We start from the raw sequence: 25,832 nt of genomic DNA on the forward strand, positions 1-25,832 counted from the left end.
CCAACAAAGTGCAAATTTAGTTTATTTTTTATCCTGGATCAGCACCTCAAGTGCTTTGACCTGTTCTTGTAAATCGGTCAATCGTAAATTGGCATTATTTAGTGCAGTCTTTTGGCGTTCAATTTCGTCTTTTGAAACGATATCCATTTTAGAAATGGCTTCGTTTAGCAAAGCGCGCAAATTATGTTCTATATCTTTTTTAGGCTGATCGACCTGTTCTAAAATTGCTTGTAATAATGTTTCAATCATGAGGAATCCAAATTAGTAATGCTCTTCGCCTAGTGTAACATCGCGTATTCATTTTATTTAAGTAATTTTTTATCCGCTGCTTAAAGCATAATGTCTCCTATAATTTAGCAATGAAATCTAAAAAAACACGCAATATTATGTGTTTTTTAAAGTTGCAACTTCACCTAAGTATATACAATAGGTTATAAAGGCAATGCATGTTGATTGAATTAATCACCCCAACCATTAATAAGATTGGCATGAAAATTGAACATAAAACCTTACTGGTGAAATAAGCCGAAGGAAAACAATATGAAGCTCGTAACTGCAATTGTAAAACCGTTTAAATTAGATGACGTGCGTGAAGCACTGTCTGATATAGGCGTTCAAGGGATTACCGTAACTGAAGTTAAAGGTTTTGGTCGTCAAAAGGGGCATACTGAACTTTATCGTGGCGCTGAGTATGTTGTTGATTTTCTGCCTAAAGTGAAAATCGAAATCGCAATCAGTGATGACATGGTAGATTCAGTGATTGAATCTATTACACGCGTTGCTAGCACTGGCAAAATTGGTGATGGAAAAATTTTCGTGACTAATTTAGAGCAAGTAATTCGTATTCGTACAGGTGAAACAGGTCCAGACGCTGTTTAATTTGGCACGAAGATTGCTGGTTATGTATATCAAGACATAACTCACAAAATTAGGTTGGGGGATACGAATGAAAAAAATGCTATTAGCGCTCAGCCTGTCTGGCGCACTTCTTGGCGGATCAGTTGCGTGGGCAGAAGAAAACGTAGCTGAGCCTGCATCTACAGCTGTTGCAACGGCAAGTGATGTGACTGCAACAGTCGCCGATACATCGGCAACCGTTGCGCCTGAAACGGTGACTGCCACAGCTGCGCCAGCAGCAGAAGTAGAAAAACCAACTTTAAATACAGGTGATACAGCGTGGATTCTTGTATCTACAGCACTTGTATTGCTGATGACAATTCCCGGTTTAGCATTATTCTACGGCGGTATGGTGCGTAAGAAAAATGTGCTTGCTACTATGGCGCAAAGCTTTACTGCTGCAGCAGTGGTCAGCATCGTATGGGTGGTCATTGGTTATTCACTTGCATTTGGTTCTGGTAATGCTTTTATTGGTGGTTTCGATAAAATCATGTTATCTGGGATTACAACAGATGCGCTGAGTGGCACAATTCCAGAAATTCTTTTCGTTATTTTCCAAATGACTTTTGCGATCATTACCGTTGCCATCATCAGTGGTTCTGTGGCTGATCGTATGAAATTTAGTGCTTGGATCACGTTCATTACAATTTGGGTCATTATTGTTTATGCACCAATTGCTCACTGGGTATGGGGCGGTGGCTGGTTAATGAATGATGGTGCGCTTGATTTCGCGGGTGGTACTGTTGTTCATATTAACTCTGGTGTTGCAGGTTTAGTTGCTGCGTATTTGCTGGGTAAACGTATGGGCTTGGGCAAAGAATCTATGGCGCCACACAACTTAACCTTAACTGTATTGGGTGCAAGCTTGGTATGGGTCGGTTGGTTTGGTTTCAATGGTGGTTCTGCTTTGGGTGCAAATGGTTCAGCAGCGTATGCTTTAGTAACGACTCAAATTGCAGCAGCAGCTGCAGCAATTGCTTGGTTAGTGGTTGAAAAAATTGTTCGTGGTAAAGGTTCAGTATTGGGTGCGGCATCGGGTGCAGTTGCTGGTCTGGTTGTGATTACGCCAGCGGCAGGTTTTGTGACTGTAAGTGGTGCGTTGATCATGGGCTTAATCGGTGGTGTAGTATGCTTCTGGGGGATCTCTGGTCTTAAACGTATCCTTAAAGCAGACGACTCATTGGATGCGTTTGGTTTACACGGTGTAGGCGGTATTGTTGGTGCGATTTTAACAGCTGTATTTGCAAGCTCATTCATTATGGGTGATAAAGCACCAACGGATGTAATGCATCAATTATGGGTGCAAGTTGAAGGTGTGTTAGCAACCATCGCATACTCAGCAATTGTGACTTTTATCTTGCTTAAAATCATCGATGTTGTGATTGGGATCCGTGTTGAATCTGATGATGAACGTATGGGGCTCGATTTAAGCCAACATGGCGAACGTATCGAATAATTAATAAGATCTGAATAATAACTATATATAGTATAAAACAGTCCGTAAGGGCTGTTTTTTTTCCATATCTTGCGAAAGGCTCAACAAAATCAGGTTTTTTTGCTACACTAGCTGAAATCATGAATTTTGTTCAATAAAACCACTATGCACTGTCCATTTTGCAATGCTGCAGATAGTAAAGTAATCGACTCTCGTTTGGCTGCTGAAGGTAGCCAGATTCGTCGACGTCGTGAATGTATCAGCTGTGGCGAACGTTTTACGACATTTGAGAGTTATGAGGTGGTGATGCCACGTGTGACCAAGTCAGATGGTAAAAATGAACCATTTGATGAAGCAAAATTACGACGTTCTTTAATGCACGCCTTACAAAAAAGACCTGTGACTCAAGAACAGATTGAAACCGTCATTAGTGATATTCAATTACAAATTCGCCGTTTGGGTGAACGTGATGTACGTTCACGCACCATTGGTGAAATCGTCATGAAATCTTTGTTTGCATTGGATCATGTGGCTTATGTGCGTTTTGCATCGGTGTATCAGGATTTCCAAGATATCGATGCTTTTCGTCATCAAATTGAACAAATGCAAGATCGTGGGCAAGACCACTAATTTTATTTTTTGAATGTTATTGATTAGGAATTTTATGTCTGAGTTTGATTCAAACTCTAAACCCGAAGATTGTTTAAACATAGATCAGGTTTGGATGCAGAAAGCAATTGAGCTTGCGAAGCTTGGACAATATTCCACACGACCAAACCCGAACGTCGGTTGTGTCATTGTAAAAGATGGACAATGGGTGGGAGAGGGTTTTCATCCTCGAGCTGGGCAACCACACGCAGAAGTTTTTGCAATGCGTCAAGCAGGCGAGTCTGCGAAAGGTGCAACTGCTTATGTTACATTGGAACCTTGTGCGCATTATGGCCGTACACCACCTTGTGCCAAAGGGCTGGTTGAAGCGGGTGTAAGTAAGGTTGTTGTTGCATGTGCTGATCCAAATCCTTTGGTGGCTGGTAAAGGTGTTGATATCTTACGTCAGGCAGGGATTAAGGTTGAAACAGGGATCTGTGAGCAACAAGCGGCACAACTCAATAAAGGCTTTTTAAAGGCAATGGCAACAGGGTTGCCTTATGTTCGTTTAAAAGTTGCTTCCAGTTTAGATGGTCGTACTGCAATGGCATCTGGTGAGTCTAAATGGATTACTGGGGCCGAATCACGTCAAGATGTTCAGCATTGGCGGGCCATTTCAGGTGCAGTGATTACTGGGATTGATACTATTTTGGCAGATGACCCACAATTAAATGTACGTTCATTGGGCGATATTGATATTGCAAAGATTGTACAGCCTAAGCGTGTGATTTTAGACCGACAAGGTCGCTTGCCACTCAATGCTCAAATTCTTAACACACCTGAAACAGTGGTGGTCATGGGGCCATTTCGTCAAGAACTTGCTAAGCTGGGCGTGGTACAATTAGAAGTTCAATCTTTAAAAGATTTGCTTGCTACTTTAAAAGATTTCCAAATTTACGATGTGTTGGTTGAAGCTGGTGCGACATTATCCACTGCATTTTTGCAGGGAAATCTGGTGGATGAATTAATCAGTTATGTTGCCCCGACCTTTTTAGGACAATCAGCACGTGCCATGTTCAATGCCGAATTTGAAACGATGGCACAACAATTACGTTTTAAGTTACAAGATGTTCATCAGTTTGGTGATGACATTCGCTTAAGACTTATCCCTTCACAAGAGTCAGTATGAATCCAGAGTCAACATCATCGGTTTACCATAAACGTCGTCATGCTGCGCGTACAACAGATGAATATCTTTTTCATCAGTTAGTTCCCTATTTAGGAAACAAACGCCGTTTGTTGCATCTGATTCTTGAAGCGCTTGAAATCACAGGAACTTTGAATCCTAAGGGTAAACGCGCCCCAATTTTTGCCGATTTTTTTGCTGGCAGTGGTGTGGTTTCGCGCTTAGCTCGTCAAAATGGCTATAGGGTGATTGCCAATGACTGGGAACCTTATAGTCATGCATTAAATCATGCCATTTTGGCATGCACAGATGCACCTGCATTTAAAGAATTGGGTGGGTATCAGAAAGCCATCGATTATTTAAACCGCTTGCCTGAAGTGAAAGGATGGGTTACCCATAACCTTTGTCCGCGCAATGATGAAATTTATGACCCTGCACGAGACCGTTTATTTTTTAAACGCCGCAATGGGATGCGCATAGATGCAATTCGCCAGCAAATTGCTACTTGGCAAGCACAGGGTGCAATTGACGATGTAGAAATGAGTGCGTTATTGGCACCTTTGCTCTATTCGGCAAGTTTTGTCAGCAATACCAGCGGTGTATTTAAAAGCTTCCATCATGGTTGGGGTGGAAAAACCCAAACTGCGTTAGAACGTATTGAATCTTTATTATGGCTTACACCCAGCCGCTTTAGTGAAGTAGGACATAATCAACAGAAAACCCCTATGGCAGAAGTGTGGTGTGTGGATGCACAGCATTTGGCGAATCAGATGAGTGGTTTTGAAGTTGATGTGGCTTATCTAGATCCACCTTATAACCAACATGCCTATAGTAGCAATTATCATGTGCTCAACTCGCTAACACTTTGGGATCAAACTGATTTACCTACACCGGATACAAAAGGTTTTAAAAGCGGGATTGACCGTGCATGGCGTAAAGAACGTCCAAGTCCTTATAATTCCTCTAAGTATGCACAAGAAGCCTATGAGAATTTACTGGAAACCATTAATGCGCGTTATATTCTCACCAGTTACTCCACTGATGGCAATATTGAAGCCAAAGACTTATTGGCAGCTAATCTGAAACGTGGCAAAGTCACCTTATTGACTCAGGATGTGCCTCGCTATCGTGTCAGTAAACAACGTCAGTCTGAGCGCGCACGTGTTCTTGAGTTTATTGTGATCACCGATACCCATGCCAAGTCCGGACCACCATTGCGTCAGCTGTTGGGTCAACTCTATCATTTTGCAGAATTGGGTGGTGTGGATACATCAGGTGTCAGTACGCAATTGGCCTTATGGTAACAACTCGCCTTTGCCTTTAAAATATGTAGCAAGTGCAAAATAAACAAGATTGAACTTCATCAGTTTCTCTCACTGCAGCAGTAGGTAGAATTATGTTCACAGGTATCATTGAAAGTTTGGGTAAAGTCGAAAGTTTACAAAATGTAGGTGGTGATGTGCGCTTACGTATTCAGACTGACTTGGATATGTCAGATGTGCATTTGGGCGACTCTATTGCGACCAATGGGATCTGCTTAACTGTGATCGACTGGGGTAACAACTGGTATGCTGCTGATGTATCCCGTGAAAGTTTAAATCGTTCGACTTTAGCAAGTTGGAAAGCGGGGCAGGCGGTCAATGTAGAAAAAGCAATGTTGCCAACAACACGCTTCGGTGGACATATCGTCAGTGGGCATGTCGATGCTGTGGGTGAAATCACCGTAGTACGTTCAGATGCTCGCTCACTGTATTTCGAAGTCACTGCACCTGTTGAAATTGCTAAATATTTGGCTGAAAAAGGTTCTGTGACTGTAGATGGAATTAGCCTTACTATCAACCATTTACGTGGAAATATATTAAGTTTAAATTTAATTCCACATACTGCTGAACGGACCAATATTGGAACGTGGAAAGTGGGTTCTCAAGTGAATTTAGAAGTGGATGTATTGGCACGTTATATAGAAAGATTGTTACTTGGTGATAAAGCTGCTGAGCCAAAAGCAGAGTCTAAACTCAGTATGGAATTTCTGGCAGCCAATGGTTTTTTAAAATAAATAAAAACAAAACCCGATTAAAAAAGCCTAATTTATTTAGGCCTTTTAATATATACATGATTAAATTAGGCTAATATATCGTGAATTCTTCTGTAAGAGAGTTGAGTATTGCTTGAATTTTTATTGCATTTAGAACAATTATTGCCCACTTTTTTAGAGAATTACGGGTTGTGGATTTATGCCATTTTGTTTCTAATCATTTTTGCAGAAACTGGCTCAGTCTTTATGTTTTTTCTCCCTGGCGATAGTTTATTGATTGCTGTCGGTGCTTTATGTTCTACCGCTGAATCTGTGCATTTGCACTATATGGGTGTGTTGCTGATTATTGCTTCAATTTTGGGTTATATGGTTAACTATTATACTGGGCGTGCGCTAGGTTTTAAGTTTTTCCATGCGCATTCACGTTGGTTTAAGCCTGAATATATTAAAAAGACCAATCATTATTTTGAAAAGCATGGCGGGAAAACCATTCTCGTTGCCCGTTTTGTGCCTTTTGTTCGTTCTTTTGCTCCTTTTGCAGCAGGTGCAGGGCATATGAAAATGCCTGTATTCATGTTGTATAACATTTTAGGCGGATGGATTTGGATTGCGCTATTGCTTGGTGCGGGTTATGGCGCGGGTAACTTATTATCTTTACTGCTCGATTCATTTTAATCAGATTTAGACAGCCGTAAACTGCCCCGATGAATAAGCCGAATATGGATCCTCAACATTCGGCTTATTCATGTTGAGAATAGAATAAAATCACGAGGGGTTTTATTTAAAAAATCAGATGTATTTATCAAAATAATTTGCTGCTATTTTTACGCACTGACACAAAAAAATATCTAGAAAGTGCAAACAGAAAAAGCTTTCAATTCGCCAAAGTGCTAACATTTTGCAAGTTTTAAAATCTTAATGCTGGTGAGCAAAAATGTTAATACAACGTGGTGGGTTAAAAGTTGTGGCTGGGCTTGGAATTTCAGGCGTTTCAGCAGTAAATTTTCTTCATGAAAATGGCTACCGTGTTGCAGTCACAGATTCTCGTGAAGTTCCACCAGGACATGAGCAAATTCCAGCAGCAGTTCAAACCAGCTTTGGTCAACTCGATCAAGATTTACTTTTGCAAGCTGAAGAAATTGTCATTAGTCCCGGGTTAGATCCTCAGTTACCAGCAATTCAAGCTGCGATTGCAAAAGGCATTCCAGTCATCAGTGAAATTCAAATTCTCCGCCGTGCTACAGATAAACCGATTGTGGCGATTACTGGCTCAAATGCAAAAAGTACCGTGACCACTTTGATTGGCCTAATGGCGCAAGAAGCAGGAGTAAAGGTTGCGGTAGGGGGGAACTTGGGTCGTCCTGCTTTAGATTTAACCCATGATGATCCAGATGTTTATATCCTTGAGCTTTCCAGCTTTCAACTTGAGACGACATCAAGTTTAAATGCTGAAGTGGCTGTGGTCTTGAACATGAGTGAAGATCACTTAGACCGTCATGGAGATATGGCGGGTTATCATGCGGCAAAACATCGGATTTTCCAAGGTGTAAAAAAAGTCGTATATAACCGCGATGACTCATTGACTCGTCCATTGGTGCCAGATGTCACGCCGATGCAAAGCTTTGGACTGAATGCGCCTGATTTAAAACAATACGGTATCCTGAGAGAAGATAATGGTACGATTTGGTTGGCGCGTGGTCGTGAACGTTTACTCAAAAGTTCAGACATGTATATCCAAGGGACACACAATGTTGCCAATGCTTTGGCATGTTTAGCTTTGGGTGAAGCGATTGGTTTGCCTATAGACAAAATGCTTGAAACCTTAAAAACATTTAAAGGTTTAGAGCATCGTTGCGAATTCGTTAAAGAAGTCGATGGTGTGCGTTATTATAATGATTCTAAAGGCACCAATATCGGTGCAACTTTGGCTGCATTGGATGGCTTAGGTGCTGCAATTGAAGCACAAGATGGTCAGGTTGCGATTATTCTGGGTGGTCAGGGCAAAGGACAGGATTTTACTGCACTACGTGAGTCTCTGCAAAAATATGCCAAAGTTGCAGTACTGATTGGTGAAGACAGCTCAATTATTGAAAACGCCATTACAGGGACAACAGAACTTCTACATGCAGCATCTTTGCAACAAGCTGTAGAACTTTGTCAACAACATACGCATGCGCAAGATGTAGTGCTATTATCACCTGCATGTGCAAGCTTTGATATGTTTACAGGCTATCCTGAGCGTGGTCATCGCTTTGTTGAATATGTAAATGCTCTAAACTAAAAAGAATCATAAGGAAATAAAGTATGGCTGGGTTAGCTCAGACGACTATAAGTAAGATTAACCAAGTGTATGATCGTTGGATGCCAAAATTGCCGGCAGAGATTACACCACGTAATGTACTGATATTTTGCGTCATATCATTGTTATGTATTGGAACGGTGATGGTGGCTTCGGCTTCAATGCCTTACGCAGAAAGAATGCATGAAAACGAATTTCACTATGTGATTCGCCATGCAATTTCGATTGTGGTGGCTTTTGTTGCGGCCGCAATTACCTATCGAGTTTCACTCAACCTTTGGTTTAAAAATACCTTTCCATTGTGGTTGATCACCATTGCTTTATTGCTCGCCGTTTTAGTTGTGGGTACTGAGGTTAATGGCTCAACACGATGGATTCGTGTTGGGGGATTTACCTTGCAGGCAACCGAAGTCGCCAAGGTGATGATGGCGATATTCACGGCGGACTATGTGGTCCGCCGTGCTGAAGAAGTCCGTAATAATATTAAGGGCTTGGTACGTCTTGGTGTGGTGATGTTGCTGACGGTCGGACTGATTATTGCAGAACCTGATTTAGGTGCAACTGTGGTTATTGCAGTTTCGATGCTGGGTGTATTCTTCTTGGCTGGTGCGCCTATGATCCAGTTTGGCTTTGCATTTGGTGCGATTCTGGTGGCATTTGTATCATTGATCGTGTTTGAACCTTATCGTTATGAGCGCTTAATGTCATTCTCAAACCCTTGGGCTGATCCTTTAGGCTCAGGTTATCAATTGTCGAATGCATTGATGGCGTTTGGTCGTGGTGAATGGTTTGGGGTAGGCTTAGGACATAGTATTCAAAAAATGTCTTATCTACCAGAAGCACATACCGACTTTATGTTGGCAATTTTAGGTGAAGAATTCGGTTTCTTTGGTATTTCGACTGTTTTGTTGCTCTCGTTTGTGATGTTGATTTGCTGTATTCGTATTGGTCAACGTGCGCTCAATCATCAATATTTGCGAGCAGGTTATTTGGCTTATGGGATTAGCATTATTTTCTTATTACAGATCTTAGTGAATGCAGGCATGAATATGGGAATGTTACCGACCAAGGGGCTGACGCTTCCATTTATTAGTTATGGTGGTTCATCTTTAATTATGTGTGCGGTGATGATCAGTTTAATTCTTAAAATTGATGCAACCACCAAAGATGCTAATCCAGCGCGAGAAGAGTCCAGTTTTTAGCAATTTATTTAATTTGAATAAAAAAGCCATTTGATCAAAAGTGGCTTTTTTATTGGTAAATGGCTTTTATCTCTGTTCCTTTGGGAATACTTGTAATATCCCACTGAGTGATGGCTTGAACCAACATTTTATCTGGCTGATCTAAGTCCACTGGCGCTTGTCCAAGCGCTATAATCGCCTCTAAAAGCAATTCAGACGCATGTTTGACATCAAGGGCTTGAGCATGGTTCTGTTTAGAGAGTTTTTGCCCTAGATGATTCATTGCAAGCGGCAAGTGCATATATTCAAGAGCGGGATAGCCTAAAAGCTGCCCTAGCCAAATTTGACGTTCAGTATTATCCAATAAATCCGCACCACGTACCACATGGCTGATCTCTTGTAAATAATCATCGACAACGACTGCCAATTGATAGTTGATAATGCCGTCACGACGTGTGAGAACAAAATCACCTAAATCGTGGTGTAAATTAGCGCAATGTTGCCCTTGTAATCGATCATTGAAACAAATATTTTGATCAGACACTTTTAAACGAATGGCTTGGTTTTCGAAGTCGAGCTGTTTGTCTCGGCAAGTTCCAGCGTAGATATGATTTGACCCTAATATTTTTCGGGTACATTCACAAGCATAAACTAAATTGTTTTGTTTGAGTTGTTCGATTACTGACTGGTAAATGTCTAAGCGATGTCTTTGATAAACGATTTCAACATCAGATTGGAAACCAAAAGCGTCTAGACACTTTAAAATGTGCTGTTCACTATCTGGATAAATACGTGGAATATCCGTATCTTCTATTCGGACGATCCATTGCCCATGATGAGCTTTAGCATCGCAATAACTCGCAACAGCAGTCACCAAGGAGCCAAAATGTAACGGCCCTGTGGGTGAAGGTGCAAACCGTCCTTTGTATACAGTATTCTTCCTCCCTCCCTTTGGAAAAGAGAGGGGTGGGGAGGAATTTGACACAGCGTTAACCGTTATTTTGCTTCTCTTTGATCTCAGCAAGGGTTTTGCAATCGATACATAAAGTTGCGGTTGGTCGTGCTTCTAAACGGCGTAAACCAATTTCGATACCACACGTTTCACAGAAACCATAGTCGTCATTTTTAATCGCTTCAATAGATTGCTCTATTTTGCGAATAAGTTTACGTTCACGGTCACGGGTACGTAACTCAATGGCAAACTCTTCTTCTTGCGTAGCACGGTCATTTACATCAGGTAAAGAAGAAGATTCATCTTGCATTGTATTTAGGGTGCGATCCACTTCCGACATCAATTCAGCTTTCCATGCCAGCAAAATTTTACGAAAATGTTCGAGCTGCCCCTCAGACATGTATTCTTCATTTTTCTTTGGCTGATAAGGCTCGATACCGAATAGACTTGCTGTAGTACCGTTTTCATTGGTCTTCGGCTTGGTTTTACGCACTCGCTTTACAGACTTATCATCTGCTGCTGTTTGTTCTTCCAAGACTTGATTTTGGTTGTCATTCGCCATAAAGGGCATTCCTCATCATATACGTATTATCTATACGCAAAAAATATGGTGATATGCAAGTATTTTTTATCACTACCAACAGAATGAATCTATCGGGGGCGTCATCATATAGATTTTTTTACCAAGATGAAAGTCACCTAACCCTGAATTAGACTTTCTGCATATCTCGTTGGACGAATAACTTAATAGAAAAAAACAAAAATGAAAAGCTAGTAACCTGAAATTTCTTCATTAATTGTAACTTTGAAGTGATCCAAGCGGTGTACAAAGGTCTCAAATTCACCATTGGCTTTTAAATGTAAGCAACGGTAACCAGGTGCAATTGGATCAAATGAAAACTCTTGGCTGAGTGGTTTAAATTGCACACAAGTCGCAGGCGTAGAAATAAAATGTATTCCATTCCATATATTATAGGACTCTTGATGAACATGACCATGTAAAACAGCTTTGATGTTATCAAATGGTTCAAGTACAGCTTTTAATTCATCTGCATTTTTTAACTTGTGCTGATCGAGCCATTTCGAATGCATATCAAAAGGATTATGATGACAAGCGATGAGTATGAATTTGTCGCTCATTTTTTCCAATAACAGTTTTAGATGTGCCAATTGTTCTGTTTGAATGTTTCCATCAGTACGCCCGCTCACAGCACTATTCAGCAAAATGATACGCCATTGATCTAACTCAATAACTGCGGGAATCGGTTCTGGCGCATGGAAGGGAAACAAGTTCAGATTGTCGTGATTTCCTGGAATTTGATAAAAATTGATACCAAAACGCTGCATATAATCTAAATAGCGCGCATAGGTTTCTGGAAACGCAGCTTGAGCCAAATCACCTGTATGTAAAATTAAATCGATATTTTTATAGCGTTGCTGAATATCATTCATAACGGCATGAAAGCTTTCTTCAGGATTAATCCCGACAAATTCAGCCTCAGGTCTATCCATCAGATGTGTATCTGTGATTTGGATAATTACTCTATCTTTATCAGTTTGCGGCAATATCTCTGATTGCATGCCTTTCCCCTAGACATTTTCAAATGTATGCAAGTGCTGTTGTAGCCATTGCAAAGCCATAATCACAGGCGCATTTTTTAAACGATTACTTTGTAATAAGATGCACAGATCTGAATAATCAATGATATGAAGTTTGATATTTTCACTTTCATCAGGCATACCAAACACCCCACCTTCAGCGGGTAACGCTGCTTGAGCAACATAGAGATGGAAGATTTCATCACATGCACCAGCAGATGGATAGAAGCTAAACAAGTGTCTGATTTGATTTAATTCACATCCAGATTCTTCAACGCTTTCTCGCCGAATGCAACTTTCTGGAGATTCATCTCCATCGAGTACACCTGCGATGATTTCAAGTTGCCAAGGTGAAACAACATCATCAATCGCCCCCACACGAAACTGTTCAATCAATGCAAATTTCTGTTGCTGATCATTATAAATCAGTACGCCAGCAGCCTCTTTACGGCGAATCAATTCACGTTGGATGGTTGTGGTATATTCAGTTTGATTAAATAATCGGTGTCGCAAGCTCACTTTTTCGACTTGAACAAAACCTTTAAAGGCATATTCACGAGATTGTATTTCTACATCATTATGTGTGTAGGTTGCTTGCTGAATGATGTTCATGTGCACAGTTAGGATGAAACATATTCATTTCATCCTAACTGAGAAATAGTGAAAGACAAAAGTTTTTTTTAAACTTTACACTTTATGGTACAACTTTTGCCCTTGTTCCTGATAAACGGATTTCATGGTTTTGAGACCATCTTCTATAACCGTTTTGTTATTTACAGAGTGTGCTGCATTTTGTTGATTTTGTGCATAATCTCGCACGTTTTGAGTGATTTTCATCGAGCAGAACTTAGGTCCGCACATTGAACAGAAGTGTGCGGACTTATGTGCCTCTTTAGGCATAGTCTCATCATGCATCGATCTTGCTGTATCTGGATCGAGGCTGAGATTGAACTGATCTTCCCAACGGAATTCAAAGCGTGCCTTAGATAAAGCATTGTCACGGACTTGTGCACCCGGATGTCCTTTAGCTAAATCAGCAGCATGTGCTGCGATTTTATAGGTGATAATCCCGTCTTTAACATCTTTCTTATTGGGCAGGCCCAAATGCTCTTTTGGGGTCACATAACACAGCATGGCCGTGCCATACCAACCAATCATTGCTGCGCCAATCGCAGAAGTAATGTGGTCATAGCCTGGAGCAATATCTGTGGTGAGTGGCCCAAGGGTATAGAACGGTGCTTCTTGACAGACTTCAAGTTGCAGGTCCATATTTTCTTTCACCATATGCATTGGAACATGGCCTGGCCCTTCGATCATGACTTGAACATCATGTTTCCATGCTCGATGGGTCAGTTCACCTAAAGTGCGTAATTCTGAAAATTGCGCTTCATCATTGGCATCTTGAATACAACCTGGGCGTAAACCATCACCTAAGCTGAAAGACACATCATAGGCTTTCATGATTTCGCAGATTTCATCAAAATGTGTATAGAGGAAATTTTCTTCATGATGTGCCAAACACCATTGCGCCATGATCGAACCGCCACGTGATACGATCCCAGTCAAACGATTGGCTGTCATTGGCACATATCGCAATAAGACCCCAGCATGAATGGTGAAATAATCGACACCTTGTTCAGCTTGTTCAATTAAAGTATCTTTAAAAATTTCCCATGTGAGGTTTTCTGCAACACCATCGACTTTTTCAAGTGCTTGATAAATAGGAACTGTACCAATTGGAACAGGCGAGTTACGGATAATCCATTCACGAGTTTCGTGGATATTTTTACCTGTCGATAAGTCCATGATGGTGTCTGCACCCCAACGGGTTGCCCATGTCATTTTCGACACTTCTTCATCTATTGATGAACCCAAAGCTGAGTTTCCGATATTGGCATTAATTTTCACCAAGAAATTACGTCCAATAATCATGGGTTCGCATTCAGGATGGTTAATATTGGCTGGAATGATGGCACGCCCTTCAGCGACTTCCTTACGCACAAATTCAGGGGTGATTTGCATAAGATTGTGGGCGCCAAAATTTTGTCCTGCATGTTGGCGCATATCTACACCCTCATGCTGGCGTTGATTTTCACGAATGGCAATGTATTCCATTTCAGGCGTAATAATACCTTGCTTGGCATAATGCATTTGAGTGACATTATTGCCTGTTTTTGCACGACGTGGTTTTTGAATATGGGCAAAACGTATTTCAGCAGTACGAATATCTTTCAGACGTTCTTGACCAAATTTAGAGGTTAAGCTGGCTAAATGCTCAGTATCCGCACGTTCTTCAATCCAAGATTCACGTACATTGGGTAAGCCTTTATTCAAATCAATGTGTACGTTGGGATCGGTATAAACACCTGAAGTGTCGTAGACCATAATTGGTGGATTTTTTTCACCACCAAGGCCTGTTGGGGTATCCGTGAGTTCAATTTCACGCATCGGTACTTGAATATCTGGGCGTGAACCTTGAATATAAACTTTTTTAGATGCGGGTAAAATTCGAGTCAGATCTTTGGCTTCTTGCTCGTGTTGAGCCAATTGATCAGCAGGGGATAGATTCGTTAATTGGTTCATTACAATGATCCTTATGAATGACATCAACGAATCAAGCACGACCAAAAACGGTGGCAAATCTAGTCTATTTTATCTGCTAAATTCATCATCAGAATAAAGCGCTATTGCGACAAAAATAGATAAACTATGGGCTGTCAGTTTTTAGATGCTTGATTCCTACGCAGGTCTTAACCTGATCAGGTTCAACGGTACTTTAGTTTAAGTTTTGGCAAGGAGATGCAAAACTGACTAAATCTCAGCGAGGTATTACTCGCGCTCCGTCAAGCGATGTTCAAATCTTAGCATGTTCTTATTGAAAATATGCTGGCATACAGATATCAATTTCAATTATTTTCTTGAGCCAGAATTACCTCGACAGATTTTCTAATTTTTTGTTCAAATGCTTCACGTTGTGCTCGGATGTCTTGCTGTTCAGCTGAATTATCTTCAGGATACTGGCTAGATGGTTTTGGCATTTGTTGCCAAAGCGTTTCACTTGCATTGATTAAATTCACAAATTTCTGTGCAGTTGGGCTACTTGCAGTTTTACTTCCTGCAATTTTTTCAATCGCTTTGATTGCTTGTTCATCTGCAATTTTATCGTCATCGAACCAGAGCGTGCGAGTGTTGTCCTCGCCTTGAAAAAGTGCACTACGGTATTGTTCAATGTTCTCTACGACTTGATGTTTAAAATGGTTGTTGGGGTAGTCTTTATTGAATTTTTCCCAATATAACAGTCGATTGGCCACTTCATCAAAACTAATTGCTAACCCTGCGTCCATAATATAGTTGGCACCTGTATACTCTTTACGGATCTGTTTAAAGTAGACCTGATCTGATTTTTCTAAATAGGGTGCAAAAGTATCCAGATCATATTGTGGATGCTGTACAAAGGTGTACTCACCTTCGCCGATATAAAATTTTGCTAAATATAAGTCTTTTGCGTGATCAACTAAATATTTTTCACGTGGTTTTAACTTTTTATACAATTCTTGTTTTTGTTGAGCTGTCATCGACTGACCGTCTGCAAGTGTGTCGGTCATATATTGAAATACTTCAGGCGAGGCATCTGCGATGAGTTTTTGATAAATGTTTTCAATTTTTGCTTGCCATTGATAGCGTGTTTTTAATGGAGTAGATGCGAGACATTTTTTAAATAATTGATTGAGGTCATTTAAATCTTCAACGATAACCTTTTTTTCTAATTTTTTGATGCTTGTATCTATCTCGTTACAGTCTTGTGGAACAGCTGGAATTTCAATTGTACGGGTCTGAGCCACTTCAGAAGCAGCTGCTTCGGTTGTTTCATTTTTTTGATTATTCTCATGTTTTTGGCAAGCGCTGAATAGGACACAAATGAAAAGTGTTGTGAGTGACAAATGTTGTTTTAAAACTTTCATAGAATGACTGTTGTTGTGAGTTATTGAATGCCACAAGAATAATAAAAATTGAACTGAAATAACATCTAACTGTCAGAACAAATCGCATCGCTAAAGCAATCTTTTTTAACACGCTTAAAGTCGATTGGGCTTAGATTTAGATATTGATTGAGTTGGGAAAGTGCCAATAATTGAGGAATATTTTCTAGTTTAGTGCGTTCTTTTTCACTAATTTGAATTTTTTGCTGTCTTTGCTCTTTGCTCATATTTAAAAAATGAACAAACTTTTTCGCCTGTGCTGAAAGCTCACCATCATTAGATTTTGCCAATCGTTCAATCACCAACCAACTTAAGGCATCTATATCGGTTTGATTTTCAAAACTTATCGAAATAGGCGCTTCTTCAGTACCTAAAAATAATAGACTGCTATATGCATTTTTTAGGAACTGCGCATCATTTAAAAAAGGGCTATTGGGGTAGGTTTGCAGGTAATCTTGCCAAAATTTAGCTCTTTTGGCAGTTTCTTCAGCATCAATATCGAGTTTATGATTTTTAAAAAGTGGGTGAGTATTTTGTTCTGCAAGATTTTCGATAAAAACTTGTTCAGGCGCAGTTAGATACGGCGCGAAAACTTTTGCTAGATATTGCGGGCTTCTACGATAGACAATTTTATCATCTGTTTGTTCGGTCAGCTCAATATAAGCTTGCCCTTTGTGACGTAATAAATATTGATCACGAAGATTAAGTTGTTCAAATTTACTTTGTTGAATGGTGGGGTATGCAGCTTGATCTAAAGCATAATTTTCAAATGCTTGCTGTTGTTCTGAAGTACGTTCGATCTGTAAAAATTGTTGATACATACGTTTTGACTGATGCATCAATACCATTTGTTCCGCAGGTTTCATCAATGGCAAACACATACGAATATCTTGATTGACTTGCTCTATTGCAAGTGTGGTTCTTTTTTCGTTGATTGCAAGCATTTCATTTTTGAGATTTTGACAAATTTGAGTTAAATCAGGTATTGGATTTTCTTTTGGTGGAGTCTCTTTAGACTCTTTAACAATGTCAGTCGTTGGTTTTTGGCATGCGATAACCATCATGCAACTCAATATAACGAGTATGCCTGAAATGAGAAAATGAAGGATATTGCGAGGAAATTTCATTCGACCAGCATTTAAAAGAAGCTCAATTTTGTTCGGTGCCATTGTCGCTGAATCGAGGCTAAATAAATGAAATATTTTGTAGTTTTGTGATAATAAAACGTTAATTTTTGCAAGAAACTGAGGCGTGTGTCTAACTTAAGGTTGGTAAAAATTAGCATTCGATAAATAATCAAGAATTGGGTTTATATGGATTTTCATAGCAAAGTTACATATTTAAATTCAGTAGATTGTAGTAGTATATTTACTCTAATCACTTTGATTGGAAGCAAAATGAGCTATATTGAGAAATTTATTTGAAAGAAAAATACTTGTCATAAAATATTCATGATGAATGTGCTTTAATATTAATCCATAAAAATAGTTTTGTTGCGTGTGGAGCATCTAACCTTGAGCCCAAGTAATCCTGTATTAAACCATCACATATCTTCTCAATTTAATGAGGACTTACAGGATGTGAATACCAAATTTATGACCATGGGTGGTTTGGTAGAACAACAAGTCGCAAATGCAGTGCACGCTTTATTGGATACCAATGCCAATATGGCGATTGATGTTCAATTTCAAGACAATACAGTCAATCGTTATGAACGAGAAATTGATGAAGCACTGACTTTGATTTTGGCGCGTCGTCATCCAGCTGCAATCGACTTACGCATGGTAATTGCCATGAGTAAAGCCAATACCGATTTAGAGCGTATTGGTGATGAAGCTGCAAAAATTGCCCGTATAGCACAGACTTTATGTGAAGAGGGTGAATCGCCGCGTGGTTATATGGAAACACGGCATATTGGTAATCAAGTGCGTGTAATGATTCATGATGCTTTAGATGCTTTTGCGCGTGTAGATGCAGAACAGGCTTTAAAAGTTTTGTTGGCAGATGCAGATATTGACCGTGAATACCAATCTGCGACGCGCACACTAATGACCTACATGATCGAAGATCCACGTCATATTAGCCGTGTAATCAATGTGATGTGGGTATTGCGTTCACTTGAGCGGATTGGTGATCATGCACGTAATATCTCAGAACAAGTCATTTATATTGCAAAAGGTTTTGATGTTCGTCATACCAGCGTTGAAGAAATTGAGCAAAAAGTACAAGGCAAGTAATTGAATTTATGATCAATAAAAAGACCTGAATCATTCAGGTCTTTTTATTTGCAATATTTAAGATTACAAAAATAAAATTACACCTGAGCTAGTGCTTGTTCTAAGTCCGCAATCAAATCCTCGATATGTTCAATACCCACAGATAAACGCACCATATCAATACTCACACCAGCTGCTTTTAGCTCTGTTTCATTGAGTTGACGATGAGTGGTGGTTGCTGGATGACAGGCTAAACTTTTTGCATCACCAATATTCACTAGGCGAGTAAACAGCTGTAGTGCGTCGATAAAACGGGTACCACCTTCACGTCCATCTTTTACCCCAAAAGACAGAATTGCAGAGGGTTTACCTTTAACATACTTTTGTGCCAAAGCATGCTGTGGATGATCTTTTAAACCTGCATAGTTAACCCATTGCACTTTTGGATGCGCCTGTAAATATTCAGCGACTTTTTGTGCATTTTCAGTATGGCGTTCCATACGCAAATTTAGTGTTTCTAAACCTTGTAAAATTAAGAATACGCTGAGTGGGCTAATCGCTGCGCCTGTATTTCTTAATGGGACAACACGTGCACGGGCAATATATGCTGCAGCACCCAAAGCTTCTACATAGTTCACCCCATGATAACTTGGATCGGGGGTATTTAAGACTTTGAAGCGCTCGGGATATTTGCCCCAAGGAAATTTACCACTATCGACAATCGCACCACCAATCGAGTTGCCATGACCTCCAATATATTTAGTCAATGAATGCACCACGATATCTGCACCATGTTCAAAAGGTTTCAGTAGGGCAGGTGTTGCAACAGTATTATCCACAATGACGGGTACACCATATTCATGTGCGATTTTAGCAATGGCATCTAGGTCAATAATATTACCCAACGGATTGCCAATCGACTCAACGAAAACCAATTTGGTTTTTTCATCAATCAAGCCGCGCAATGCTTCAGGATCTTGGTAATCAAAGAAACGTACTTCAATGCCTTGTTTAGGTAACGTATGGGCAAATAAATTATAGGTGCCGCCATACAGCGTTGAAACCGATGCAATATTGTCACCTGCTTCTGCAATAGTCTGGATTGAGTAAGTAATCGCAGACATACCAGAAGCCAATGCTAAAGCACCGATACCGCCCTCAAGTGCGCTCAGGCGTTGCTCAAGCACAGCTGTGGTTGGGTTCATGATACGTGTATAAATATTCCCTTGAACTTTAAGATCAAATAGATCTGCGCCGTGCTGCGTATTATCAAAGGCATAAGAGGTCGTTTGATAAATGGGAACGGCTACGGCTTTAGTCGTTGCTTCTGGTTCATAGCCTGCATGTATCGCAAGAGTTTCATCTTTATATGTCATGTTCTTCCGTCAACTTTTTATTAAATTTCAATAGAGTGTAACAAATAAATATATGAAGTAAACAAGGGTTTATATATTTTAAAATCATAAAAATAGATAAAGCCAACATTGTAGCCCGTGTTGAATTCAGTTTGAACGAGTAAATAGAGACCGAATATCGCTGAGTTTATTAAGCTGTCATTTGCTCAAACTAGCATAGACACTTCTATAAATTCTGTTATTAAAAAACACAATAAATAAGCAGTAATAAATAAACTAACTCGCCATAAAATAACTTAACTTTAACTTTAACTTTAACTTTAACTTTAACTTTAACTTTAACTTTAACTTTAACTTTAACTTTAGTACGCTGTAGTTTACTGGGTTTGACCGCATGTTCTGATGATGAACAAAATTCAACAACACAGATGACCTTAACCAAAAATATAACATTGGCGTTTGGTGCTGACGCTTGTGTAATCATTGTCAAACTACAATGCACCAAGTTCAACTCAGACCAAGACACAATTTGTATATCATTATCAGTCGAATTTTTGTTGGTGATAATGTTTGAGATTGCAATTTGATTGAGATTATTGGTGTTGAAAATGTTTTCTTGATGCTTTTAAAATATCTCAATCAATTGGACAAATCTGAACAAAAATAGATAAATTCAGCGTATAATTGACGGTATTTATTTATTCGCATTTTGCGAATTTCTATTCATTATAGAGGAGTCCTACGTGGCCCAATATATTTACACGATGAACCGTGTGTCGAAGATGGTTCCGCCTAAACGCGAAATCTTAAAAGACATCTCTTTATCATTTTTCCCAGGTGCAAAAATTGGTGTACTTGGTTTAAACGGTGCAGGTAAATCTACCCTACTCCGTATTATGGCTGGCGTAGATAAAGATTTCTCAGGTGAAGCTCGTGCGCAACCAGGTATTAAAATCGGTTATCTTGAGCAAGAACCACCATTAGATCCAAATAAAGATGTTCGTGGTAACGTTGAAGATGGTTTACGGGAACCATTGGATGCATTGGCACGTTTAGATGAAGTTTTTGCTGAATATGCAGCTGAAGATGCTGACTTTGATGCGCTTGCAAAAGAGCAAGAGAAATTAGAAGCAATTATCCATGCTTGGGATGCGCATAACCTAAGTAACCAAATGGATCAGGCTGCGGCAGCATTGAATCTCCCAGCATGGGATTCTGACGTAAGCTTACTTTCAGGTGGTGAACGTCGTCGTGTTGCATTATGTCGTTTGTTATTGTCTAAACCAGACATGCTACTGCTTGACGAACCGACGAACCATTTGGATGCAGAATCTGTATCTTGGTTAGAACGCTTCTTGAAAGACTTTGCCGGTACAATTGTTGCAATTACCCATGACCGTTATTTCTTGGATAACGTTGCGGAGTGGATTCTTGAGCTTGACCGTGGACATGGTATTCCTTATCAAGGTAACTATTCTTCTTGGTTGGAACAAAAGAATGCTCGTTTAGAGCAGGAAAATAAACAAGAAGAATCTTTTGCTAAAGCATTGAAAAAAGAATTGGAATGGGTTCGTTCAAATGCTAAAGGTCAGCAAAAGAAAAACAAAGCACGTATGGAGCGCTTTGAAGAGCTTAACTCACGTGAGTTCCAACAACGTAATGAAACGTCTGAAATCTATATTCCACCTGGTCCACGCCTAGGGAATAAGGTTGTAGAAGTTGAGGGCATCAGTAAATCGTTTGATGGTCGTCTACTTTATGAAAACCTATCTTTCACGGTGCCACCAACGGCAATTGTTGGTATTGTTGGTCCAAACGGTGCGGGTAAAACTACATTATTCCGTATGATGACAGGCGAACAGCAACCGGATACGGGTAGCGTTGTATTAGGTGAATCTGTAAAAGTTGCTTATGTTGGTCAGATTCGTGACACTTTAGATAACAATAAAACCGTTTGGGAAGAAGTTTCTGGCGGTTTAGATATCTTAAGAATTGGCGAATATGAGATCGCATCTCGTGCCTATATCGGTCGTTTTAACTTCAAAGGTCAAGATCAGCAAAAGCGTGTAGGTGAATTGTCTGGTGGTGAACGTAACCGTTTACAACTTGCAAAGATTCTTCAGATGGGCGCAAACGTGATTTTGCTCGATGAACCGTCGAATGATTTGGATATTGAAACATTACGTGCACTAGAGGATGCAATTCTTGTATTCCCTGGTACTGTTATGGTGGTATCGCATGACCGTTGGTTCCTCGACCGTATTGCGACACATATCTTGTCATTTGAAAATGAACAGCCTGAATTTTACGAAGGTAACTATGCTGAATATGAAGCATATCGCTTAGCTCGTTTGGGTGATGCTGCTGTGCAAAAACGGACCAAATACAAAAAAATTGGGGGTTAACTCCTCATTTTGTTGATAAAAAACCAGCTTTCGAGCTGGTTTTTTATTGCTGATAGAAATGACATAGTTGGTCTCGTGCTTCGAGATGACCCTGATTTGCAGCAAGTAATAACCATTTGTATGCATTGACTTTATCTGGAGATAATCCAAGTTGCCCCTGTAAGTAAATCATGCCTAATTTATATTGTGCTGAGCTATACCCTTTGAGTGCTGAATGTAAAAAATACCAAATCGCATTACGTTGATATTTATATATTTTTTCATTGTGATGGTAATCAATATCAAGTTTATACTGCTGATTCAGCGCTAAATGTTCATAACTGGTTGCGCGATGGTAAATGTGCATTGATTCAGAGATATTAAATGATTGATATGGGTTGGAATAATGGTATTTATAACTGAAGATTTCCTTTAATTTTCGTATTGTTTTTATTAAATCCATAATGACTCACGCTTATTTTTTATAAAGTTCCCATCATAAGATTAAAGGAAATAAATAGAATAAGAAATACCCAATGATCAGGATTTTTCCATATAAAAGTATTTAAAAAGTGATTCAAGATAAATAAATAATTTATTCAGTTTTAATTCTTATTCAGTTTGATATCAGTGATTTTAATAATTGATAATTTATATAAAATGAGTTGTTAGTCGTTATTTAAAATAATACCTATTATTTATGTATTCTATCTAGGTGTTTTAATAGGGCTTAATAAATAATATATAAAAGAATGCAAAATAACATTCTTCTATATATGTACTCATTATCAATTAAAGACGCATTTCAATTCCTTGCTCAGCAAGATATTTTTTCGCCTCAGGGATAGAGTATTGACCAAAATGGAATATAGAGGCTGCCAATACTGCATCGGCACCACCTTTTAAAATACCATCTGCTAAATGTTGTAAATTACCCACACCACCTGACGCAATGGTCGGAATGGTGACACGATCATTAATTTGACGCATTAAACCAATGTCATAACCCGCTTTAGTCCCATCTGCATCCATAGAGGTAACCAATAACTCACCTGCACCGAATTGTGCCATTTTCACAGCCCATTCAATCGCATCTATGCCTGTCGGTTTGCGGCCGCCATGGGTGAAAATTTCCCATTTATTTTCACCAGTTCTTTTTGCATCGATTGCTACAACAATACATTGTGCACCAAAGCGCTGAGAAGCTTCTTGAACGAATTCAGGATTAAATACTGCAGCAGAGTTGATGCTGACTTTATCTGCACCTGCATTTAATAACAAACGGATATCTTCAACTTTACGAACACCACCACCAACTGTAAGGGGGACAAACACACTTTCAGCCATACGTTCAACAGTACGATAAGTGGTATCACGGCCATTCGATGTTGCGGTAATGTCTAAAAAGGTGATTTCATCTGCACCTTGCTCATTATAACGACGGGCAACTTCTACAGGATCTCCTGCGTCACGGATATCTAAAAACTGGACACCTTTCACCACACGACCATTATCTACGTCCAGGCAAGGAATAATACGTTTAGCGAGCATAATTTTTTCCAAAAATAACAGGCGATTATGAAAGTTCGTGACTTAGGTGCTACACCTCGATAGTCGAAGCGGTTATTCTATCAAACTTATGTAAGTTTTTTCGCAGGTTTTCTATGTCGGTTTATACCACTTTGAGTTTAAAAGAAGTTCAACACTTTGCAGCACCTTATGGATTAGAGGTGGTTGAACTTAAACCAATTCAAGGCGGTGTGCAAAATACCAACTATTTTATCATTTGTGCTGATGGAACACAGTTCGTATTAACATTATTTGAAAATATGGATGCGCAAGCAGCAGGGGAATTAATTCCTGTTTTAGAACACTTGGGTCAACAAGCTTTGCCAGTTCCTGTTCCGTTAAAACATAGCGGTCAGTCGATTCATAGTTTAAAAGATAAACCTGCACAAATTGCGCCACGGATGTCAGGTAAACATCCGATGCCCTCTACAATCGCTCAAGTTGAGCAAATTGCTGTGGCACAGGCCAAAATGCATGTGGCGTTACAAGACTTCCCATTACAGCGTCAAGTGGTGCGTGATCATGCTTATTGGTACAACGTTGCTCAACAAATTAAACCGACTTTAGATGTAGCTGATAGTGCTTTGCTGAATAATCTTTTAGGTTTGTATGAAGCACTGACAATGATGTATCCAAATCGACCTAAAGGTTTTATTCATTCGGATTTGTTCTGTGACAATACTTTGTTTGAAGGCGATGAGTTAAAAGGCATTCTTGATTTTTATGAAATGAATCAAGATGAATTGCTTTTTGATATTGCGATTACGTTAAATGATTTTTGTACAGAATATCCGAGTGTTACTTTGAATGAAGCCAAAGCAATGGCTTTCTTAAATGCATATACCTCGATTCGTCCTTTGACTGAAGATGAAAGAGCTTGTTTAGAGTTATATTTGGCTATGGCCGCAGGTCGCTTTTGGATGATGCGTTTACAAATTGCTCAGATGAATGCTGCTGAAGCACGTACAAGTGATGATATTTTGCAGAAAAATCCGCAAGAAATGCGTAATATGTTGATCGAAAGATTAAAGTTTGTTACTGCTTAATAGTTTTTTAGGAAATAAAATGCGTGATCAAGGTCGTTTAGTTGAATGGTTTGATGATAAAGGCTATGGCTTTATTCAACCAAATGATGGTGTAAAAGATCGCGTATTTTTACACATCAAAGATTTTGCACAAAAAGGGCCACGCCCAATCGTTGGCTGTGCACTTGAATATGTGGTGCAATTAGATGGTCAAGGGCGTTATAAAGCAAAACAAGTCACGTATTTAAAAGCTACACAAATGGCGAAAGTGACAAGCCCGCAAGCGGCTAAAGCCAAACATTTACATGCAACAAAGCAGGCTAAATTACAGCCGATGCAAATTCTTTGCGCTGTTTATATTATTGTTTTGGCAATCTTGAGCATAAGTGGTTTGCTAAATGGCATGTTTATTCTTTTTGTCAGTATCATCAATGTGATGACCTATTGGTTTTATGCACAAGATAAAGAAGCTGCGCAGAGCAATCAGCGTCGTGTTCCTGAAAATACCCTGCATATTTTAGCTTTTTTAGGCGGTTGGCCCGCAGCTTGGCTAGCCCAGCAACGCTTACGACATAAAACACAAAAACAACCCTTTAAAAAGATTTATTTGTGTACCATATTCTTTAATATTTTATTGATTTTATGGTTAATTTCGCCTTTGAATATGTTTAAGATTTAAACGGGCGTTAGCAAATTTAAAAGGGCTTACAATGAATAATTATGTTGATCCAAATAATAGTAAATCTCTGACTTTAATTTTATATATCCTTTATATTGTTGCAATTTTTTCTGCGGGAATTCTTGCAATCATTGCATTGATTATCAATTATGTAAAATTGAATTCGGTCCGTGGTACGATTTTCGAAAGTCATTTTAGATGGCAAATCCGCACTTTTTGGTGGTATTTAGTCTGGACGGTAATTGCATTTATTCCGTTTATTTTTCTATTTTTTACCATGGATAATGTCAATGCCTTTGCTGGTGTTGCGGTGGGTGCTACGATCTTTTGTGCTGCCACTTTATTTATTTCTTGGATATGGATTGTCTATCGGGCCATTCGAGGCATTATTGCGCTGAATGATGATCAAGCCTTACCGATATAACTGAATGAACAATGTTTGGTAAGTCTTG

At 39.4% G+C, this 25,832-nt stretch carries 26 protein-coding genes and 1 riboswitch; of the genes, 14 read left to right on the forward strand and 12 right to left on the reverse strand.

The genetic code is table 11. The annotated features are described in order from the left end of the window. Positions 1–21: 21 nt before the first annotated feature. Positions 22–249, reverse strand: coding sequence for an accessory factor UbiK family protein (locus AC2G3J_RS01030; protein ID WP_004725282.1), 228 nt, complete (start codon positions 247–249; stop codon positions 22–24). 291 nt (positions 250–540) lie between these two features. On the opposite strand from AC2G3J_RS01030, the gene glnK reads away from it, so the two are divergent. From glnK to ftsW, 9 genes are all read left to right on the forward strand, one after another. Then, the gene (gene glnK, locus AC2G3J_RS01035) at positions 541–879 is read left to right on the forward strand and encodes a P-II family nitrogen regulator (protein ID WP_004725283.1); all 339 of its coding nucleotides are present in this window, start codon (positions 541–543) and stop codon (positions 877–879) included. A 67-nt stretch (positions 880–946) separates the two neighbouring features. After that, positions 947–2,353, forward strand: a complete 1,407-nt coding sequence (locus AC2G3J_RS01040; RefSeq protein WP_419328007.1) for an ammonium transporter — start codon at positions 947–949, stop codon at positions 2,351–2,353. A 144-nt stretch (positions 2,354–2,497) separates the two neighbouring features. Next, complete coding sequence (gene nrdR / locus AC2G3J_RS01045) at positions 2,498–2,962, forward strand: transcriptional regulator NrdR (protein ID WP_004725286.1); 465 nt, start codon at positions 2,498–2,500, stop codon at positions 2,960–2,962. Positions 2,963–2,996: 34 nt separating this feature from the next. After that, a complete protein-coding gene (ribD, locus tag AC2G3J_RS01050) occupies positions 2,997–4,109 on the forward strand; it encodes a bifunctional diaminohydroxyphosphoribosylaminopyrimidine deaminase/5-amino-6-(5-phosphoribosylamino)uracil reductase RibD (RefSeq protein WP_483770553.1) in 1,113 nt (370 codons plus the stop codon). After that, positions 4,106–5,410: a DNA adenine methylase gene (locus tag AC2G3J_RS01055; protein ID WP_336953636.1), complete on the forward strand. Its 1,305-nt coding sequence runs from the start codon at positions 4,106–4,108 to the stop codon at positions 5,408–5,410. The genes ribD and AC2G3J_RS01055 overlap by 4 nt, the downstream gene beginning before the upstream one ends. A gap of 92 nt (positions 5,411–5,502) precedes the next feature. Next, positions 5,503–6,162 (forward strand): riboflavin synthase, encoded by a 660-nt coding sequence (locus tag AC2G3J_RS01060; protein ID WP_336953637.1) that lies wholly within the window; start codon positions 5,503–5,505, stop codon positions 6,160–6,162. A 108-nt stretch (positions 6,163–6,270) separates the two neighbouring features. Then, positions 6,271–6,816, forward strand: coding sequence for a VTT domain-containing protein (locus AC2G3J_RS01065; RefSeq protein ID WP_004725292.1), 546 nt, complete (start codon positions 6,271–6,273; stop codon positions 6,814–6,816). A 259-nt stretch (positions 6,817–7,075) separates the two neighbouring features. Next, a complete protein-coding gene (gene murD / locus AC2G3J_RS01070) occupies positions 7,076–8,422 on the forward strand; it encodes a UDP-N-acetylmuramoyl-L-alanine--D-glutamate ligase (protein WP_483770554.1) in 1,347 nt (448 codons plus the stop codon). Between the two features lie 23 nt (positions 8,423–8,445). Then, positions 8,446–9,642, forward strand: a complete 1,197-nt coding sequence (gene ftsW, locus AC2G3J_RS01075; RefSeq protein ID WP_419328005.1) for a putative lipid II flippase FtsW — start codon at positions 8,446–8,448, stop codon at positions 9,640–9,642. Between the two features lie 49 nt (positions 9,643–9,691). Here the strand turns inward: ftsW and gluQRS are convergent, their stop codons facing one another. From gluQRS to AC2G3J_RS01110, 7 genes are all read right to left on the reverse strand, one after another. Then, positions 9,692–10,606: a tRNA glutamyl-Q(34) synthetase GluQRS gene (gluQRS, locus tag AC2G3J_RS01080; protein WP_336953640.1), complete on the reverse strand. Its 915-nt coding sequence runs from the start codon at positions 10,604–10,606 to the stop codon at positions 9,692–9,694. Positions 10,607–10,610: 4 nt separating this feature from the next. After that, the gene (gene dksA / locus AC2G3J_RS01085) at positions 10,611–11,135 is read right to left on the reverse strand and encodes an RNA polymerase-binding protein DksA (RefSeq protein WP_336953641.1); all 525 of its coding nucleotides are present in this window, start codon (positions 11,133–11,135) and stop codon (positions 10,611–10,613) included. Positions 11,136–11,344: 209 nt separating this feature from the next. Continuing rightward, the gene (gene cpdA / locus AC2G3J_RS01090; RefSeq protein ID WP_336953642.1) at positions 11,345–12,154 is read right to left on the reverse strand and encodes a 3',5'-cyclic-AMP phosphodiesterase; all 810 of its coding nucleotides are present in this window, start codon (positions 12,152–12,154) and stop codon (positions 11,345–11,347) included. A gap of 9 nt (positions 12,155–12,163) precedes the next feature. Then, positions 12,164–12,784 (reverse strand): NUDIX domain-containing protein, encoded by a 621-nt coding sequence (locus AC2G3J_RS01095; RefSeq protein ID WP_336953643.1) that lies wholly within the window; start codon positions 12,782–12,784, stop codon positions 12,164–12,166. Between the two features lie 75 nt (positions 12,785–12,859). Further along, positions 12,860–14,755: a phosphomethylpyrimidine synthase ThiC gene (thiC, locus tag AC2G3J_RS01100; RefSeq protein ID WP_336953644.1), complete on the reverse strand. Its 1,896-nt coding sequence runs from the start codon at positions 14,753–14,755 to the stop codon at positions 12,860–12,862. A 136-nt stretch (positions 14,756–14,891) separates the two neighbouring features. Further along, positions 14,892–15,025, reverse strand: a riboswitch (TPP riboswitch). 53 nt (positions 15,026–15,078) lie between these two features. Beyond that, the gene (locus AC2G3J_RS01105) at positions 15,079–16,134 is read right to left on the reverse strand and encodes a hypothetical protein (RefSeq protein ID WP_483770555.1); all 1,056 of its coding nucleotides are present in this window, start codon (positions 16,132–16,134) and stop codon (positions 15,079–15,081) included. A 65-nt stretch (positions 16,135–16,199) separates the two neighbouring features. After that, positions 16,200–17,216, reverse strand: coding sequence for a hypothetical protein (locus AC2G3J_RS01110; RefSeq protein WP_336953646.1), 1,017 nt, complete (start codon positions 17,214–17,216; stop codon positions 16,200–16,202). 450 nt (positions 17,217–17,666) lie between these two features. On the opposite strand from AC2G3J_RS01110, the gene phoU reads away from it, so the two are divergent. Next, the gene (phoU, locus tag AC2G3J_RS01115) at positions 17,667–18,389 is read left to right on the forward strand and encodes a phosphate signaling complex protein PhoU (protein WP_336953647.1); all 723 of its coding nucleotides are present in this window, start codon (positions 17,667–17,669) and stop codon (positions 18,387–18,389) included. A gap of 77 nt (positions 18,390–18,466) precedes the next feature. Here the strand turns inward: phoU and AC2G3J_RS01120 are convergent, their stop codons facing one another. Together AC2G3J_RS01120 and AC2G3J_RS01125 are read right to left on the reverse strand one after the other, a co-directional pair. Further along, positions 18,467–19,744 (reverse strand): O-acetylhomoserine aminocarboxypropyltransferase/cysteine synthase family protein, encoded by a 1,278-nt coding sequence (locus AC2G3J_RS01120; protein ID WP_336953648.1) that lies wholly within the window; start codon positions 19,742–19,744, stop codon positions 18,467–18,469. Between the two features lie 220 nt (positions 19,745–19,964). Next, the gene (locus AC2G3J_RS01125) at positions 19,965–20,207 is read right to left on the reverse strand and encodes a hypothetical protein (protein ID WP_483770556.1); all 243 of its coding nucleotides are present in this window, start codon (positions 20,205–20,207) and stop codon (positions 19,965–19,967) included. A gap of 259 nt (positions 20,208–20,466) precedes the next feature. Between AC2G3J_RS01125 and ettA the strand changes: the two genes are divergently transcribed. After that, complete coding sequence (gene ettA, locus AC2G3J_RS01130) at positions 20,467–22,128, forward strand: energy-dependent translational throttle protein EttA (RefSeq protein WP_336953649.1); 1,662 nt, start codon at positions 20,467–20,469, stop codon at positions 22,126–22,128. Between the two features lie 43 nt (positions 22,129–22,171). Here ettA and AC2G3J_RS01135 read toward each other — a convergent pair whose 3' ends face one another. Next, the gene (locus AC2G3J_RS01135; RefSeq protein WP_336953650.1) at positions 22,172–22,474 is read right to left on the reverse strand and encodes an SEL1-like repeat protein; all 303 of its coding nucleotides are present in this window, start codon (positions 22,472–22,474) and stop codon (positions 22,172–22,174) included. A gap of 425 nt (positions 22,475–22,899) precedes the next feature. Further along, positions 22,900–23,658 carry an imidazole glycerol phosphate synthase subunit HisF gene (gene hisF / locus AC2G3J_RS01140; protein ID WP_427927399.1) on the reverse strand — a complete coding sequence of 253 codons (759 nt, stop codon included), beginning with the start codon at positions 23,656–23,658 and terminating at the stop codon, positions 22,900–22,902. A gap of 113 nt (positions 23,659–23,771) precedes the next feature. Between hisF and AC2G3J_RS01145 the strand changes: the two genes are divergently transcribed. The 3 genes from AC2G3J_RS01145 to AC2G3J_RS01155 are packed head-to-tail and all read left to right on the forward strand — an operon-like array spanning position 23,772 to position 25,804. Next, entirely contained in the window at positions 23,772–24,722 is a 951-nt protein-coding gene (locus AC2G3J_RS01145) for a homoserine kinase (protein WP_483770557.1), read from the forward strand. A 19-nt stretch (positions 24,723–24,741) separates the two neighbouring features. Further along, positions 24,742–25,380, forward strand: a complete 639-nt coding sequence (locus AC2G3J_RS01150) for a DUF1294 domain-containing protein (protein ID WP_336953652.1) — start codon at positions 24,742–24,744, stop codon at positions 25,378–25,380. A gap of 31 nt (positions 25,381–25,411) precedes the next feature. Continuing rightward, entirely contained in the window at positions 25,412–25,804 is a 393-nt protein-coding gene (locus tag AC2G3J_RS01155; protein ID WP_004725331.1) for a DUF4870 family protein, read from the forward strand. Positions 25,805–25,832 lie beyond the last annotated feature (28 nt).

This window comes from Acinetobacter legionensis (assembly GCF_057165765.1).

What these genes read in the sequence shown, in the direction of transcription:
- AC2G3J_RS01030 (WP_004725282.1), bottom strand. Translation starts at nt 249, where the DNA reads ATGATTGAAACATTATTACAAGCAATTTTAGAACAGGTCGATCAGCCT.
- glnK (WP_004725283.1), top strand. Translation starts at nt 541, where the DNA reads ATGAAGCTCGTAACTGCAATTGTAAAACCGTTTAAATTAGATGACGTG.
- AC2G3J_RS01040 (WP_419328007.1), top strand. Translation starts at nt 947, where the DNA reads ATGAAAAAAATGCTATTAGCGCTCAGCCTGTCTGGCGCACTTCTTGGC.
- nrdR (WP_004725286.1), top strand. Translation starts at nt 2,498, where the DNA reads ATGCACTGTCCATTTTGCAATGCTGCAGATAGTAAAGTAATCGACTCT.
- ribD (WP_483770553.1), top strand. Translation starts at nt 2,997, where the DNA reads ATGTCTGAGTTTGATTCAAACTCTAAACCCGAAGATTGTTTAAACATA.
- AC2G3J_RS01055 (WP_336953636.1), top strand. Translation starts at nt 4,106, where the DNA reads ATGAATCCAGAGTCAACATCATCGGTTTACCATAAACGTCGTCATGCT.
- AC2G3J_RS01060 (WP_336953637.1), top strand. Translation starts at nt 5,503, where the DNA reads ATGTTCACAGGTATCATTGAAAGTTTGGGTAAAGTCGAAAGTTTACAA.
- murD (WP_483770554.1), top strand. Translation starts at nt 7,076, where the DNA reads ATGTTAATACAACGTGGTGGGTTAAAAGTTGTGGCTGGGCTTGGAATT.
- ftsW (WP_419328005.1), top strand. Translation starts at nt 8,446, where the DNA reads ATGGCTGGGTTAGCTCAGACGACTATAAGTAAGATTAACCAAGTGTAT.
- dksA (WP_336953641.1), bottom strand. Translation starts at nt 11,135, where the DNA reads ATGGCGAATGACAACCAAAATCAAGTCTTGGAAGAACAAACAGCAGCA.
- cpdA (WP_336953642.1), bottom strand. Translation starts at nt 12,154, where the DNA reads ATGCAATCAGAGATATTGCCGCAAACTGATAAAGATAGAGTAATTATC.
- AC2G3J_RS01095 (WP_336953643.1), bottom strand. Translation starts at nt 12,784, where the DNA reads ATGAACATCATTCAGCAAGCAACCTACACACATAATGATGTAGAAATA.
- thiC (WP_336953644.1), bottom strand. Translation starts at nt 14,755, where the DNA reads ATGAACCAATTAACGAATCTATCCCCTGCTGATCAATTGGCTCAACAC.
- AC2G3J_RS01105 (WP_483770555.1), bottom strand. Translation starts at nt 16,134, where the DNA reads ATGAAAGTTTTAAAACAACATTTGTCACTCACAACACTTTTCATTTGT.
- AC2G3J_RS01110 (WP_336953646.1), bottom strand. Translation starts at nt 17,216, where the DNA reads ATGATGGTTATCGCATGCCAAAAACCAACGACTGACATTGTTAAAGAG.
- AC2G3J_RS01120 (WP_336953648.1), bottom strand. Translation starts at nt 19,744, where the DNA reads ATGACATATAAAGATGAAACTCTTGCGATACATGCAGGCTATGAACCA.
- AC2G3J_RS01125 (WP_483770556.1), bottom strand. Translation starts at nt 20,207, where the DNA reads ATGATTACACAAGCGTCAGCACCAAACGCCAATGTTATATTTTTGGTT.
- AC2G3J_RS01135 (WP_336953650.1), bottom strand. Translation starts at nt 22,474, where the DNA reads ATGCACATTTACCATCGCGCAACCAGTTATGAACATTTAGCGCTGAAT.
- hisF (WP_427927399.1), bottom strand. Translation starts at nt 23,658, where the DNA reads ATGCTCGCTAAACGTATTATTCCTTGCCTGGACGTAGATAATGGTCGT.
- AC2G3J_RS01145 (WP_483770557.1), top strand. Translation starts at nt 23,772, where the DNA reads ATGTCGGTTTATACCACTTTGAGTTTAAAAGAAGTTCAACACTTTGCA.
- AC2G3J_RS01150 (WP_336953652.1), top strand. Translation starts at nt 24,742, where the DNA reads ATGCGTGATCAAGGTCGTTTAGTTGAATGGTTTGATGATAAAGGCTAT.
- AC2G3J_RS01155 (WP_004725331.1), top strand. Translation starts at nt 25,412, where the DNA reads ATGAATAATTATGTTGATCCAAATAATAGTAAATCTCTGACTTTAATT.